The sequence below is a fragment of the Lysinibacillus sp. NPDC093688 genome, from assembly GCF_050280145.1.
Classification (GTDB): domain Bacteria; phylum Bacillota; class Bacilli; order Bacillales_A; family Planococcaceae; genus Lysinibacillus; species Lysinibacillus xylanilyticus_B.
Genome location: NZ_JBNNUX010000002.1, coordinates 209,663 through 225,050, shown reverse-complemented (window position 1 = coordinate 225,050; position 15,388 = coordinate 209,663). Strand labels below are relative to the sequence as shown.

Annotated in this window: 12 protein-coding genes and 1 riboswitch; of the genes, 1 reads left to right on the top strand and 11 read right to left on the bottom strand. The window is 39.6% G+C overall.

The annotated features are described in order from the left end of the window. Positions 1–182: 182 nt before the first annotated feature. Positions 183–290: riboswitch (TPP riboswitch) on the top strand. Between the two features lie 126 nt (positions 291–416). Next, positions 417–917 carry an energy coupling factor transporter S component ThiW gene (thiW, locus tag ACQKN2_RS03270; protein ID WP_427413747.1) on the top strand — a complete coding sequence of 167 codons (501 nt, stop codon included), beginning with the start codon at positions 417–419 and terminating at the stop codon, positions 915–917. A 71-nt stretch (positions 918–988) separates the two neighbouring features. Here thiW and ACQKN2_RS03265 read toward each other — a convergent pair whose 3' ends face one another. From ACQKN2_RS03265 to ACQKN2_RS03215, 11 genes are all read right to left on the bottom strand, one after another. Continuing rightward, positions 989–1,435: an EVE domain-containing protein gene (locus ACQKN2_RS03265; protein ID WP_427413677.1), complete on the bottom strand. Its 447-nt coding sequence runs from the start codon at positions 1,433–1,435 to the stop codon at positions 989–991. A gap of 16 nt (positions 1,436–1,451) precedes the next feature. After that, positions 1,452–1,775: a hypothetical protein gene (locus ACQKN2_RS03260; protein WP_427413676.1), complete on the bottom strand. Its 324-nt coding sequence runs from the start codon at positions 1,773–1,775 to the stop codon at positions 1,452–1,454. A gap of 288 nt (positions 1,776–2,063) precedes the next feature. After that, positions 2,064–2,474, bottom strand: a complete 411-nt coding sequence (locus ACQKN2_RS03255; RefSeq protein WP_427413675.1) for a MarR family winged helix-turn-helix transcriptional regulator — start codon at positions 2,472–2,474, stop codon at positions 2,064–2,066. Positions 2,475–2,864: 390 nt separating this feature from the next. Next, the gene (locus ACQKN2_RS03250; protein WP_427413674.1) at positions 2,865–5,462 is read right to left on the bottom strand and encodes a VWA domain-containing protein; all 2,598 of its coding nucleotides are present in this window, start codon (positions 5,460–5,462) and stop codon (positions 2,865–2,867) included. After that, on the bottom strand, positions 5,446–7,191 hold the full coding sequence (locus ACQKN2_RS03245) for a vWA domain-containing protein (RefSeq protein ID WP_427413673.1): 1,746 nt from the start codon (positions 7,189–7,191) through the stop codon (positions 5,446–5,448). Before ACQKN2_RS03245 ends, ACQKN2_RS03250 begins: the two co-directional genes overlap by 17 nt. A gap of 11 nt (positions 7,192–7,202) precedes the next feature. Continuing rightward, entirely contained in the window at positions 7,203–8,078 is an 876-nt protein-coding gene (locus tag ACQKN2_RS03240; protein WP_323645388.1) for a DUF58 domain-containing protein, read from the bottom strand. After that, complete coding sequence (locus ACQKN2_RS03235; RefSeq protein ID WP_427413672.1) at positions 8,075–9,070, bottom strand: AAA family ATPase; 996 nt, start codon at positions 9,068–9,070, stop codon at positions 8,075–8,077. The genes ACQKN2_RS03240 and ACQKN2_RS03235 overlap by 4 nt, the downstream gene beginning before the upstream one ends. 11 nt (positions 9,071–9,081) lie before the next feature. Next, positions 9,082–10,545 (bottom strand): hypothetical protein, encoded by a 1,464-nt coding sequence (locus tag ACQKN2_RS03230; RefSeq protein WP_427413671.1) that lies wholly within the window; start codon positions 10,543–10,545, stop codon positions 9,082–9,084. Positions 10,546–10,557: 12 nt separating this feature from the next. Continuing rightward, positions 10,558–11,406: an ABC transporter permease gene (locus ACQKN2_RS03225; RefSeq protein ID WP_427413670.1), complete on the bottom strand. Its 849-nt coding sequence runs from the start codon at positions 11,404–11,406 to the stop codon at positions 10,558–10,560. Continuing rightward, positions 11,403–12,338: an ATP-binding cassette domain-containing protein gene (locus tag ACQKN2_RS03220; RefSeq protein ID WP_427413669.1), complete on the bottom strand. Its 936-nt coding sequence runs from the start codon at positions 12,336–12,338 to the stop codon at positions 11,403–11,405. The genes ACQKN2_RS03225 and ACQKN2_RS03220 overlap by 4 nt, the downstream gene beginning before the upstream one ends. Next, positions 12,338–14,734 (bottom strand): DUF7408 domain-containing protein, encoded by a 2,397-nt coding sequence (locus ACQKN2_RS03215; protein ID WP_427413668.1) that lies wholly within the window; start codon positions 14,732–14,734, stop codon positions 12,338–12,340. Before ACQKN2_RS03215 ends, ACQKN2_RS03220 begins: the two co-directional genes overlap by 1 nt. Between the last annotated feature and the right edge of the window lie 654 nt (positions 14,735–15,388).

Here is a 15,388-nt window from a genome sequence, read left to right as displayed (position 1 = left end):
GCGTCTGGAATCGGCTTTGTGCTTGCACAAAGAATTCCTTTCCGATTCCGTGACATCCGCCGGAGGCTTTGGGCCAACGTGATGTTGGTCACTCAGTCATTGCCACAGGACGTGGCGTTCTTAGACTGAGTTCCTCTAGTTCAGCGGGTGTTTAGAAACCCGCTGAAAGAAGTTAAAACCATTATTACCACTAGGGGAGTCTTTAAAAGGCTGAGACGTATATTGTCATATACGGACCCTTTGAACCTGATCTAGTTCACACTAGCGGAGGGAAGTGGCGACACTTGCTTTTTACTATTTAAATGCAAGGCCGCTTCCTAATGTTTTTAGGGAGCGGCTTTTTTTCGCTCTAGCGGCGGAATTCCCTAGTTTATCGGGGATAACCAATAAATTCATATTTTAAAGGAGTGGAAATGATGTCAATTCGAAAATTAACAATCATGGCCTTATTAGTAGCAATTGCCGTAGCAGGTTCTACCTTTGTTTCAATACCAACGGGAATTGCACGTGCCTACCCTGTACAGCATGCTATTAATGTTATTGGTGCGATCATTCTTGGACCAGTACCTACTGTTATGGTCGCCTTTGTCACAGCCATTATTCGTATTTTAACAGGCACAGGCTCATTATTAGCAATACCTGGAAGTGTCATTGGTACTTTATGTGCAGCTCTTGCCTATAAATACAGCGGCAAACAATGGCTAGCAGGTATCGGTGAAATGTTTGGGACAGGTATTATTGCCTCACTTATTGCAGTGCCCTACGCACACTTATTAATGGGGACATCTGTTGCTGCATTATTTTTCATGCCTGCCTTTTTAACTTCAAGTACTATTGGTGCTGTTTTAGGCATTGTCGTTGCTAGCAATTTGCGTAGGACTGTATTTGTAACTAACCTTAATACTCTTCTTAAATAATGATTTAGGCAAATTAAAAACGTTGCTTTCTTAATTACCATTAAGAAAGTAACGTTTTTTTTCGGCCAAATTCACCCATACTTCAACGGTAATCCCATTTCATGAGCAATTAATAAAAAGTCTTTTTTGCTTATTTCAAAATGACCAAATCTGAATTTATAGCCATATTTCGATTTATCTTCTACAAATTCTAAATAATCTAAGATCCTTTTTATTGGTACAGCCTTAGCATCTTTGTAAAAGTCTATATCTCTTCTAAAAGGAATAAAATTTTCTGCCATTTGAAACTCGTATATTCGCTCGTCTTTTACCCTTCCAATTGCGGTAAATGCTCTTACAGGGGCATTATCGTCTAGACTTTTTTTAGGAGAATAATATATAATCCAGTCTCCTTTTCTCATTCGTTTCAAAGGTCTTTCTTTGCCGTGGCATAGCTGACTGAATCCTCCCTCAACCCCTTTTTGCACATGATTGAGAGATGCTACTCCAATCCAATATTTCGTGTCCTTTTCAGTCATAGGAAGAGCTCTCCTTTTATTTTGGGATCATTGTAAATGATTTTATTTTTTCATTTTCAAGAATCAACTTTTCTTCCAAAATCACTGGGCTTGGCAAACCATCCCAAGTAGTTGAAACGATAGCAACACATTCCATATCATCACCTTCAATATTTTGGATAGTTAACTTAAATCCTTTCGGCATAGGTGACGTGTAAAATTTCTGTATTTCTTTTCTTCCTTTAAAAATTTCACCTTTAAAATTTTTCAATTCCCCATGATCTGCATACATATCAGATAAATCTTGACCCTCTTCTTGTGCTCTTTTTAAATACTCCTTCATAACCTCTACTGCTTTCATATGTCATCACTCTTTCATTTTTATTGATAAGATTATCAATTATGCCTCGGCATAATTGCGTCCGGATTCGGCTTTGTGCTTAGGCCTGCGTGATGCAGGTCAGTTAGCCGTTATCGCATGGATGCGATGATTTTAGGCTAACATCCTTTATGAACTCCTTTCCGAATCCGTGACATCCGCCGGAGGCTTTAGGCCAACACGAAGTTGTTCACTCAGTCGTTGCCACAGGACGTGGCGTTCTTAGACTGAGTTCCTCTATTTCAGCAGGTTGCTGAAAGAAGTTAAACCCTATACACGATTTTCATATACTTTTGCCAAAATGCTTTTCAATTGCTCTTTTTCTTCCAATGAAAGTACGTTTAAAACTTCATTCTCAGAAATCGCAAGGGTCTTCATTAATTCTTCTGCCAAATTTTCACCCTGTTCCGTAAGGCATATTAAATTCTCTCTTCTATTTTCTTGATTTTTCTCCCTATACACATACTTTCTTTCTTCTAGACCATCGATAAAAAAGCGGACACTATTTTTATCCAACTTTAAAATCTGCCCTATTTGAATTTGGCTAAGTTTTTTTTCTTTTACTACCATCATGATCCCGACTTCTCTGGATTTCATTTGAAATTTTTCGCTAATATATTGCTCGAGATTCCCCTCTAAAGCCTCCGCTAATTTAAAACTTAGAAAACCAAATGAATTCATTATATTGGTCATACTTGATACCTCAAATCTTTAGTATTTAAAAATGATAGTAATATTTTATTACTATCATTGATTATTACATTTATATACATTATTTACAAGGAAAACTTTACTTTTTAAAAATTCTCTAATTCAGTTGTTGATTGGAGTGGAGACTGGGCGACTCCTTGGGGATTAGCGATAGAGGAACGAAGGCTAAAACCATCACATCCTGTGATAACGCCTTCGTGACCAACATCCTGTTGCCCCGACGCCCCCAGGAAAGCGCCCAGTCGGAACGGAAATCAACCCCACGTTATATATGTCATCTCCTGATAGCCCAAAAATAGAATTACAAAAAAAAAAACGATGGCTCATTACTATAAAGCAATGAACCATTGTTTTAAATTACTAGGATCGTTTTTTCATGCCCTTTAATAGCTGGGCTACATTTGTGTCCTCTGCCTGTATTGGTTTTTCCTCTACACGCTGTTCTTTTTTCTTCGGTCTTGTTAGGAAGCCCCAACCAAAGCGTCGAATGGTTATATCAATGAAGAATAATAGCATCCCTGCTAATAAAAGCCATGTTGCAATATTTTGGCGTTCCGCACCTTTTTTAGTAAATTCTCGGAACGCTTCGCTTGGTTCTTTCAAAACGGAGCCGCCTGTTTGCTTTGTTAGCTCTTCGACTAGCTTTTCATTCACTGGACGTAATTCATATTCAGCACTATAAGGCACACTTAAGCCAGCCTGGTAAATAGCCTGTTCTTCATCGGCAATGCGGAAGAAGATTAGTCCTGGTTTTGCTTGTACAACTGCCCGAACTTGTGATGCTGAAATTGTTTCAAGCTGTGTTTCAAGTTCTTCACCCGCTTCATTGACAGCAACAATATTTAAGAACGCCGCTTCATTTGTTGGGTCAGTGATGACAAATGAGCCGTCTGATTCTAGACGTACATCATAGGCAACATCGTTATAGCTTGGTAGCATTTTTGAAATAAGCGTTTGCCAAAATGTGTCCCAATTTTGCCATCTTGCCCAGTCTCCTGCCCATTTTCCTGTCGAATCAGAAGTAAAGGCAAATGTTTTGCCAAGGCCATATTGCCATTCTGCAAGTACCGGATCTTCCTTCTCACTTTCTGCAATAACAGTAGTTCCCTGCTTTGCTGTCGTACCTATATAAGCATTCATTTTAGGTACCCCATTTGCAAATAGCGTATTCCAGCCAGATGCATTAAATATAGTTGGGTAGAATGGGTTGTCTTCAATATATGTGCGTGAAATCATGGCCGTTTCACGAGATAAAATAGAAGGGATCGTCTGCTCATCAATAACATCGTAAAAACGCCCACTGCCCATTTCACTTAGCGCTTCAAGTAAATTGGCATCTGCGTCCTGACCAATTGCAACTGTTGAAAGAGTCGTGCCATTTTCTTTTCCTTGTGCAATTAAGTCTTCATAGTTACCCGACTGTGACTGTCCATCAGTTAATAAAATAATATGCTTACGCTGTAGCTTTAAATCGGCTAGATTTTCATAAGCTTTAGCAAGTGATCCATATATTTCAGTACCCCCACCTGGCGTTACAGATAAAATCGTATCTACAGCTTCTTCCTTATTGCCAAGTGGCCCTGTCTCAATAATTTCCCAAGGTCGGTCATCAAAGGCAATAAATCCGAGCGTATCCTCATCTCGTAGCATTTCAACTGAACGAGCGGCAGCTTCCTTAGCGAGCTCTAGCTTTGCTCCAGACATACTTCCAGAACGGTCAAGTACGATTTCCAGCCCTAATGATGGTAATTGCTCCTTACCTTTAATCTCCATTTCAACAGGTAGTAAAGTTTCGATTGGTGTTTTAAAATAGCCGCCTAAGCCAAAGCTATTTTCGCCACCGACCATCGTAAAACCGACACCAAAATTTTTCACTGCCTGCTCAATAACAGTCATTTTTGCCTCGCCTACTAAATGGCCGGGCACATTATCAAAAATGATTGCATTGTATTGTAAATAACTAGAAAGCTCATTTGGTAGACTTTTAGCATCTACAACATCATAGGAAATGGATTGAGTGCCAAGTGCTGCTGCGATTGGTGATGGTGTTTCATAGCCATTAACAATTAGTAAATGTGGTTCACTTTGCACCATCGTGACGCTCGTTAATTTATTATTTTCTAAAATTGCATCTTGATCAACCTGCACGAGTGCCTCATATTTTACAAGCCCTTCAGCCGTTGCGGCATGTTTATACGTAAAGATATTTGAACCTTCTGCAAGCTCCACTGTCTCACGATGAATGAGCTGATCGTTTTCGTATAATAATAGCTCCCCCCGCTCTGCTACAGTTGCATTTATTTCAGTGACTAGCTGCTGCTGCTCACCTGCATAAGCAACTTGTGGTGTTACAAAGCTTTTCAGAGATACATCCTTAGCTACAGGTTGGTTAAATGGCACTACATCAACACTACTATTCGACCCTTTAAACTTTGATGCAAATTCTAAGGTATCTCCTTTTGTTTCATTACCATCAGTTAAGAGCACAAGTCGTGTTGCTTTTTTCGGATCTACAATTCCGGAAGCGAGCTGTAGACTCTGTTCGATATTTGTTTGATCTGTTGCTTTTATAGCTGTAAACTTCGGCACTTCCTTCAAAGTATTCGATAACATGGCTTCAGTTTGTAATGTCGATGAAAAAGAATAAATCCCTGCAAGCTGTTCATCCTTTTTCGACTGTAAACTTTCCGCTATAAAATTGGCCATCTCATCATCTGTACCATTCAATGAAGCAGAACGGTCAACTAAGAATAATACTTGTTCTTCCTTTACGGGCAATAAAATATAGGGCCCCGCAAGTGCAAAAACCAAACAGCATATTGCTACCATACGGATACCTAGAACGACGATATGACTTTTTTTAAGTCGCTGACGCTCACGCCAATAGGTCCATCCAAAATACACGAGTAACGGAAGTAAAAGCAACAATGCTAATGGCATATCAATTCGTAAATCCACGACGTCGTTGCACCTCCCACTCTAATACAAGTAATACTAAGATGATAAGAATCAGCCAAGGTACGAACGAGGTTTTCGATATTTCTTTCTTCCCATTGTCCTGAAGCTCTCCAAGCGTATAGCTTGTTCCTTTTTCAATAACACGTTCTTGCGCTTGAAGCTGTACGATGAAGCGCTTTTCTTCATCGTTTGAACGAGCTGTATAAATTCCTGGTGTCATTGGAGCTGTTAATAAACCATTTGTAATGGACGATAAAAACTCATCTTGCTGCGAATATATACTCCAATCACCCTGCGCTAAAGCAACTGCACGTTGCTCATTTGGCGTAAAAATACCAAGTGAACCAATTGACGCTGAAAGCTCCTGTTCGACACTCCATAAAAATAGTGGGAATGAAGGATGTAACGGCCAGTCAGTATCTGCAATATCGGCTAATATAACAATATCCCCTTCAGGAGAACGCTGAATAAATGGCTGGTCTCCAATTGATGCAATCGTTTTATAGTCGTCGAATCCAGGATATACGGCACTGACATAAACATCTTTTAGCTCACTAAATGCAAACAATGAATCGCTTGTCGTACCGATTTCCCCCGTAGCTTCAACTTTCTCAACGTCATCCCGTCCCAATAATACAATTGGCTTATCCATCTTTTCGAGTAGCGCCGTCTGATTTGTCACAACAGTGGCATCCTGATTGTCAGTCAATTGTGAAGATGGAACAATTTTCACACTACTATTAATCGTTTGAAAACCTTTTTGAATAAGTTGATGCATACTTTGATCAACAACTACTTTTGAAGTCGCTGTTTGTAACAATACAGTTTGTGAATTATCAACAGCGTAATCGTCCTTAGCATCTATCTTGGCCGTCATAGTATCTTCTAACGGTAGGTCTTTAAAAGTTTTGGTTACAGCTTCATTTGGAGGCAATGCGACACTCTCTGAAACTAACTCCTTACCTTTTGCATTTTCTATCGAAAGTGTTACTTGTTGCTCTTGGTCCGTATCATTTTGTACTTGTACAAGTGCCACTGCAGATTGTCCATCTGTAGTAGCAGCAAAACGGATAATTGAAATATTCGTTAAATCCTTTGCAGCTCCTTTTACGATCCACTTCACCGTATCTTTTTCCATCGGTAATTGCTTTTTATCGAGCGAATCTGTAAAGACATAAATAGATGTTGGTGTATTACTGACAAAAGCCTGTGCCACATCAAGAGCTTTATTCATTTGAGCTGTTTCATAGGTTACGTGTAATTCTTGTATGGCTTTTTCAATATCTTTTGTATTTGTTTCTTGCTGTAATATAGCTTTTGGGGTATTACCTGTTGTAATGAGTGTCACGGGCCTTCCATTAAGCTCATTGACCAATGACAGCATTTCTTTTTTCTGTGTGTCAAATGTTGACTGCCCTTTCCCTGCTAACATTGTTGCAGACGTGTCTACAATGAATATCGCCTGCGTGCCAACAATCGTTGACTTTTTAACATAAGGATTCATTAATGCCAGTACAAGTAAAAGAAGAGCTAGCAGTTGTAAATAAAGCAGAGCATTTTTTTGTAAATGTTTTAAGTATGGTGATACACGTGTTTCTTGCATAATTTCCGACCAAAAAAGTGTGGAGGATACGGTTTGATCGGTATATTTTTTTCGAAAGAAATAATATAGAAGGACAATGACCGGGATGATGGCCGTCCAGCTAAAAAGTATTTGACTAAAGCCCAATACGGCTCACCTCACCTAATCCAATGTGCTTTTAATAATTGTTGAAAGATGGCATGCTGTAATCCATCTTCTACTTTAAGCTGTAATTGTCGAACACCGAAACGCCGACAAATTGCCTCAAATTCCTCTTCATGTAATAAACGTCTTGCCAAATATGTGTCTAGAACTTTAGAAGACATCGTAACATTTACATCTCTGCCCGTTTCACGATCGAGTAAGCGCACATCACCCGTATATTCTGGTGATAGTTCTTCTTGCGTAACTATTTGCAAAATACGTACATCCCCTGCAAAGCGTGGTAGCCTTTTTAAAAGTTGCTCCCATTCCTTGATTGGCTCCAGTCCGTCCGTCACAATAAATAGTACTGTACTATCCTTAGGCAATGCTTTTAAAGCTCCCTGTGCGAAGCTATTTGTATAAGTTGCTTGCTCTATGTCTGTGACCACCTGTAAAAAGGCACGACGATACATGGCACCTTTGCGACGAAATGGTGGCTTCACCTCATCCTGTACAAAAGAAAATGATAAGCGATCATCGCGACCAAGCACCATTAAACCAAGTGAGGCGACAATTTGTCGGGCAAAAGTCCATTTTGCTTGATCACCCATAGACTTAGTTGTATCTAGTAAAATGTGAACACGCATCTCTTGTTCATCCAAAAAACGTTTAATGAAGTATTTATCTGTTCTCGCAAAGACATTCCAGTCTACCTGACGAACATCATCTCCTAAATGATATTCACGAAAATCTGAAAAATCGAGTGATGCCCCGAAGCGTTGCGAACGGTGCGAGCCCTTGTGCTGCCCACGTAATTTGGAGGCCGTCGCTACTTGGAAGCGACTGATTTTCGCTAGCCAATCCTCGGGCAATAATAATTTTTGTGTCACCTATTAACACCTTGCTGTACTTTTTCTAAAATGACATCAATCACATCGTCTGCTGTTTTACCCGAAGCCTCCCCTTCATAATTCAACAGCATACGATGGCGTAACACCGGCTTAGCCACAGATTTAATATCTGCTACAGAAACGTGGAAACGTCCGTTCATAAGCGCTCTTGCCTTCGCTAATTTGATTAAACTTTGTAAACCTCGAGGACCGCTACCATACATGGTATATTGCTTGACCTCATCAACGGCATCTACTCTCTCAGGATGTGTAGCCACAACAAGGTCCGTCGCAAATTCGAGCATTTCATCAGCAACAAGTACTTCCTTCACCATTTGCTGCGCTTCAATAAGCTCTTCTGTATTCATAATCTTTTGTAAGCCAATTTCCTGAGCGCCTGTTGTACGTTTCATAATTTCCATTAGCTCACTTTTCTCAGGATACGGCACAAGAATTTTACATAGGAAACGGTCCATTTGTGCCTCTGGTAAAGGGTATGTTCCCTCCATCTCAATCGGATTTTGTGTTGCTAACACGAAGAATGGTTTTGCCATCTTCTTCGTATCTCCCAAGATCGTTACCGTTTTTTCACCCATTGCTTCAAGCAATGCACTTTGTGTTTTTGGTGTTGCTCGGTTAATCTCATCCGCTAATACCATTTGGCTAAAAATCGGACCCTGCTGGAACGTAAACTGCTGCTTGCCATCAGATGTGCGCTCAATCATACTTGTCCCTGTAATATCCGCTGGCATTAAGTCTGGTGTAAATTGAATTCGCGAAAATGATAAATCTAGCACTTCAGAAATTGTACGGATTAACATCGTTTTCCCTAAACCCGGTAGGCCCTCTAATAATGCATGCCCATCAGCAAGGACTGCGTATAATGTATAATCAATTGCTTCCTCTTGCCCGACAATAAAGCGATGAATTTCTTCCTTTACTTGTTGTAATTGCTTACTCATTTCAACATACTGTTGCTCTGTAAATGCCATTCCTTTTCCTCCTACTGAGACTCAATTGACGTGAAATAAGATTGCACGACATTTTGTAAATCCTTCGGTAATTGTAAACGCTCTGAGCTTTCTAAATAGCTATCTTTATAGGAGCCTATAACTTCCTCATATGGACGGATAGAACCTTTAGTAATAGGGCCATTTCCTTGTTGCTCTGAAACATGTGATCCATCACCTAATGCTCCACTATCAACTGAAGTCTGACTAGAGCCACCCATTCGTTTCGGTGTCGTTAATAAATCACGGCCGCCCTGTCCTGTGCCTGCACCGTTACCTCCTGCTGGACCAGAACCTTGACCTGAACCATTGCCATTGCCATTCCCCTGACCTTGACCCTGACCGTTTCCTTGACCATTGCCTTGCCCCTGTCCTTTTCCTTGACCTTGTTGATTGCTTTGATTCGATCCTTGTCCCTGACCTTTACCACTGGCCTGTTGAGAACCGTTTTGGGAATTAGGTTGGCCTTGTTGCCCTGTTTGACCTTGCTGATTGCTCGGCTGTGAATTCGCTGATGACTGTTGATTTGGATTTGAATTAGTGTTGTTTTGCTGATTGTTATTGGCACTATTGGCACTCGCAATAGCATTTTGTAGGGTATTACTTGCAGGTTTCCCAAGCTTACTCATAGCTGTCTGAGTGGCATTTGCATTTTGCGTTAGCTCCTGCTGCATTTGGGCAAGCTCTTTCAATTGCTCCACTTCTTCTTTCGATAAGCCTTTCTCGTCAGAAGCGCCATCCTTACTAGCCGTCTGCTTATCTTTTAATTGTTGTTCCTTTAAAGCAAGCTCCTTTTGCTTTTTCACGACTTCACGTAATGCTTCTTCAGCTGTTTCTGCCTTTTTTAACGTATTTTGCAATTCTTTTAATTGCTCTTTCACTTCTTTTGTTTCTGCTGTTTTCTCTAATTTAGCAACTTCCTTCTTAACGTCCTCAATGACAGCTGTTTCTTTTTCCACTTCAATTGCTTCAATTTGTGTAGCTGCTGGGAACATATAAAGAATGGCTAGTAAGACAGCTGTTCCAAATAATCCAATCAATGCTTTTGGACGGAACAAGCTTTTCTTTCGAGCCTTAAAATCAGCAAACGCCTTTTCAACGTTTTCTTCCGCTTTCGTTAGTAAAGATTGAACGAGTGGGTCCTGATCATCCTCGAACGATAAGGCTGTCACTAGCTCATTGTGAGAAAAATAATCATCCAGTGTATGCAATGCTGCCTTTTCCTTTACACGCTTCCACCACATAAATAGCACGGTTGCTAGTACGACAACGATAAAGGTTGCAAGAGCCGTTTGGCGATAATACGGCCAAACAAAGAGTCTCGAAACGAGGAAGAGGGAAGCACTCGAAAGCAATGCCAAAAACAAGCCGTACTGTGCAATTGGAATGCTTCTTTCTACTGTTAAACTCTTCTTAACACGTTGAATATATTTTCGTAATTGCTTACGATGCTCCATAAGATTTCCTCCTTATCGGTTGCTTTTCATATTGGCACGTAATTTTTTTATCGCAATCGTTAAACAAAAAACAATAATCAATGAATAGGCTATTAAGTAACTAATCCATACAGGTAATTCCACTCCCGAAACTTGTACTAATGCATCGCCCATAGATGGCGAAGTAAGCGTAAGCATTAATGCACCTGGGTTAATAGAAGCCCAAAAGTAAGCCATATAAGAAGTCGTCGTACCTACGGCAGTATTACCCATTTGGTGGAAGGCAATTGTTAAAAAGAAGAAAAACGCTGTAATGCCACCTAAAAAGATAATCGAACCATACGTAGAAATCATCGCAACAATTGTTCGCTTTGTAATAGTTGAAAACATAACACCAATACTACCAATTGCAACGACTGTTAATAAATAAAATAAAAATATCGAGATTAATTGAGACGGTGATACGCCGCCAAATAAAAATACTAAACTATATAATGGTAACCCTGCGATTAGCATTAATACTAAAAATGCTACCGAGGATAATAATTTTCCAATGATGATTTGAGTCGAGCTTTGTGTCGTTGTTAGTAAAATATTTAATGTTTGCTTTTCCCTTTCACTACTAATTGCACCGGCCGTTAAGCTTGGTGTAATGAAAAGAACAAGAGCCATTTGTAATATCGTTAATACCGCAAACATCATAAAGCTTGTTTCTGGTTTGAAGAAACCCTTGCCTGTAAATCCAGTTGTTATAAGCAAAAACCCTGCGATGAAAATACAAATAACCGCTAAATAAAACATTAAACCTGAAAAGCTTTTAAAAGAACGGAAGCGCAACTTCAATTCTTTTACGAAAACCGGATTATAAAATCGTTCCATCATTGATTGTCCGCTCCCTTCGTAATAGCCATAAAGACATCCTCTAAATCTTTTTCCTCTTCACTTAACGCATAAATAGGTAAATTCGCAAGTATAGCTTTTTTCAATAGTGCTACCTGATCATCATCTGTTCCGCGGTAGTTAAAGGCTATCTCTAAGCGATTCTCCATTACATCGATAGAAGAGATCAGTGGGTCCTCCTCCAAAAATGCACGTACCTCGTTTAAACAATCCGTTACTTTAATTACGATACGCTTCTCCCCTTGTAGCTGTGCTTGAATGGAAGCCACATTGCCATGAGCGATAAGCTTACCATTATCAATCACACCGATTTCATCACACATTTCTGCAAGCTCAGGCAAAATATGTGAGGAAATTAAAATCGTCTTTCCCATGGATTTTAAATTCCGTAAAATATCACGCATTTCTATTCGTGCACGTGGATCCAAACCTGATGCAGGTTCATCTAAAATTAATACTTTAGGATCGTGGATAAGAGCACGTGCTAAACATAGACGCTGCTTCATCCCACGTGACAGTAAATCAACATAGTCATACCGTTTATTTGTTAAATTTACTAGCTCTAGCAGCTGTGGAATAAGTACTTTTCGTTCGGCTGCCCCAATGCCGTAGCTGGCACCGTAAAAGTCTAAGTATTCGTCTACTTTTAGTTGATCATAGACACCAAAGAAATCTGGCATATAACCAATTTGTTTTCGTACTTCCTTTGGTTCCTTAATAACGCTTTTCCCATTAATAAGAGCATCGCCTGAAGTTGGAGACAGCAACGTTGCTAAAATCGAGAATGTAGTCGATTTACCTGCCCCATTGGCACCTACAAAACCAAAGACAACCCCTTCCTCCAAAGATAGATTCAAATGATCTAGTGCTGTAAAGGAGCCATACCTTTTCGTTAAATCACGAATTTCAATCATTATTTCGCCACTCCTTTCAGCTCTACATCTGGTAATTTTGTTTCATCACCCGTTTGATCTGGTCCAAATTTAACCTCAATTAGTAATTCATCATTATCATTGAAGTATTTTTTTATGTTATCTGTAAACACCTGTTTCGTATCTACCAACGGCTCATAAGTTTTCGTCTCGTTATTCCAAATCGATAGCTGCATACGATTGCTATCCTTATTCGAAATCGTCAGTTCGTTTAATGTTTGAACTGCATTCATAAACTTATCTGGCATCGCAATGGATACTTCATATGAACCATCAGACAAGCGCCAATTATTTAACTGTTCATCCATTTTTTCAGCATACGAATTAGGAGATAATGGGTTTACTGAATACGTAAAGTTGTTACGTTTCATCGTGAATGGACCTGATAGCTCTACTTTGCCATCAAATGGCTGAACAAAATAAGTAAGAGGAGACATATCGGCACCTTTTTCCAGCTCAACCCCAGCAATAGCTTGTTCAGCCCATGCTGTAATGACAGGCTTCTTATCACTTTCTACAAGTGGTAATGCCATAGTTTTCATTGACTCGATACGTGAAGGATTCACTTCTTCCTTCTTCGTTGGATAAATACCGTAATTATAATTAATAAAAGCAGATGGTTTTTGAAGAACTGTTGCTTTTAGCTCTTTATCGACTTTAAGTGTACCGTTCGCTTCAATGTCGCCAAGTTTAACTTCTTTAATGCCAGAGATTAACGTAACGTCCTTTAGGGCAAACGGGAAATTATTCTTAATTGTCCCAGTCAGCTTTTCATTTTCTAACGTAATATCGATATCCATTTTGCCAATATTTTGTGCCGCCGTCTTCCCTGCAAACGACTGAATAGACCAATAGCTTAAATCACGTAGTGTTAACGTTGACCCATTGGCATTTTCCTTCAAATAGGATATTTCATGTAAATCCTCTATTGTCCCTGCGAAATTATTAGAATTTCGCAGCGCGAATGCACTTGTATTCTTATCTGTATTCACAACAAAATCACCACTACGATTTGTTAAAATGGACTCTACATAATAACCATTTAAACTACTATCTGCATTTACTTTATAAAATGCAGATTGTTGAATTTGCGGTTGCCCAATTCGATCTTTTGCACCAAAAATAAATAGAGCAATAGATAACACAATCGATATCGCAGGAATGATCCACCATGCATGCTCACGTTTGTCTATTTTCTTTAAAATGAAATATAAAATAGGTCCGATAATTAAAATATATAAAATGATAACAATGAGCATATAGCTAACAGATACTTCAAACGAAGGGAATAATTCATTTATATAACTCAGGTCATTTGAAATTTGCTCCAGCGATGACTGTCCATGAACCACTTGTTGTGACATCTTTTGAATATTTATCAATTTCGCCACTAATGATGGGTAACCATCCATAGAAGCAAGTGGTTGGTCCCCTAAAGAAAATGCTGTTTGAATAATTTCTCCACTGCCCACTTTTTTCTTAGACGCTAAAATCTTATTGTTTTCTGTTAATACAGGAATACTACCTTGATTTTCAGTCGCTTCATAAATAGAAATAGGCTGTGTAAAAGTTCCTCCGCCTGATAATTTTGATAGGCTATCTGCGGAAACTGATGTCACTTGTTGTGATAATGTTAGTGGTAAATAATCCTTGAAAATATCTGCTGTAGCATTTACTTGATCAGCAGCTCCTATTAATAATGTTCCACCATTCTGTACCCATTTTAGTAAAGACTCTTGTTGCTTTTGGGATAAATCAGCACTAGCAATTTCATCGATGACGATAACATTCGCCATTGCAAATCCTTGTGTATCCTCTGGCAATGTGTAATCCTTGATTTGCTTTAAATTGAACACTTCAACATTATTTTGAGGAGCTAATTGGGAAAGGCGCAAAAATGCTGATAAACGATCACTTTTATCCGTTAATGTATAAATAAAAACGGATGAAGGATCTAAAAGATTACTTTGTAGCTGCTTTGTTCCTTTATAAGCAACCTTTTTTCCTTTTTCTATGCCTCCTTCAAAAAATGCAAACACATCTGAATTCGAGTAATTATAGTTATCGATACCATCTAGATAAATATCAAATGTTTTTTCTTCTCCAGCTGCTATATCTATCGGAAGCACTTTTGCTGTTGCAGCTTGATAGGAACCGGAAGCATTGATGACCATATCTCCAGAAAAATCTGCACCAATATTTTTTACTGTTACTTGAAGTGGCACAATTGATTGGTATTTAGCCTTACCTGCAATCCCTACTTTAGCCTGTACTTCTAACGTAGCAGTTGCAGAAGCACTCGCCTGCTCCACAGGCAGAATAAGGCTAATCACAAGCATGAATAGTAGTATGAGTGCCGTTATATTCGTTTTTTTCAAAAACCCAACCCCTTTTTATGTAAATTGATGGTTAAATAATTATACGTTTTATATTGCATTTTGTTCCATTTCTTATGATATCTTCATGAATATTCATAAACTCTTAAGAATTTACTAATTACCATAACGTGTGGTTGATTTCCGTTCCGACTGAGCGCTTTGTTGCTGACACTTCGCTTTCGCACAGATAAAACATTTGCCGCTGACGCTTCGCTTTCGCACAGATAAAACATTTGCCGCTGACGCTTCGCTTTCGCGCAGAGCAGAGCTTCCTGAGGGCGTCGGGGCAACAAATGTTTTCTGTGCGAAAGCGCAGTGCAACGTAGCGGCAGCAACAGGATGTTGGTCACGAAGGCGTTATCACAGGATGTGATGCTCTTAGCCTTCGTTCCCCTCCCGCTTCGCTTCGCTGCAGGGTCTCGGGCCAACAGATGTTTTCTGCGCGAAAGCGTAGTGCTAACGAAGCGGCAGCAGAGGGTTTTGTTTGTGCGAAAGCGAAGCGGCAGCAACAGGTTTTGGGCTGTGCGAAAGCGCAGCGACAGCAACAGGTTTTGGGCTGTGCGAAAGCGAAGCGGCAGCAACAACAGCACCGATGTTGGTCACGAAGGCGTTATCACAGGATGTGATGCTCTTAGCCTTCGTTCCTCTATCGCT

Bases quoted from the DNA above. Each gene is read 5' to 3' on its own strand.
- ACQKN2_RS03260 (WP_427413676.1), bottom strand. From the start codon at position 1,775: ATGAAAGCAGTAGAGGTTATGAAGGAGTATTTAAAAAGAGCACAAGAA.
- ACQKN2_RS03235 (WP_427413672.1), bottom strand. From the start codon at position 9,070: ATGGCATTTACAGAGCAACAGTATGTTGAAATGAGTAAGCAATTACAA.
- ACQKN2_RS03255 (WP_427413675.1), bottom strand. From the start codon at position 2,474: ATGAATTCATTTGGTTTTCTAAGTTTTAAATTAGCGGAGGCTTTAGAG.
- ACQKN2_RS03220 (WP_427413669.1), bottom strand. From the start codon at position 12,338: ATGATTGAAATTCGTGATTTAACGAAAAGGTATGGCTCCTTTACAGCA.
- thiW (WP_427413747.1), top strand. From the start codon at position 417: ATGTCAATTCGAAAATTAACAATCATGGCCTTATTAGTAGCAATTGCC.
- ACQKN2_RS03265 (WP_427413677.1), bottom strand. From the start codon at position 1,435: ATGACTGAAAAGGACACGAAATATTGGATTGGAGTAGCATCTCTCAAT.
- ACQKN2_RS03230 (WP_427413671.1), bottom strand. From the start codon at position 10,545: ATGGAGCATCGTAAGCAATTACGAAAATATATTCAACGTGTTAAGAAG.
- ACQKN2_RS03225 (WP_427413670.1), bottom strand. From the start codon at position 11,406: ATGATGGAACGATTTTATAATCCGGTTTTCGTAAAAGAATTGAAGTTG.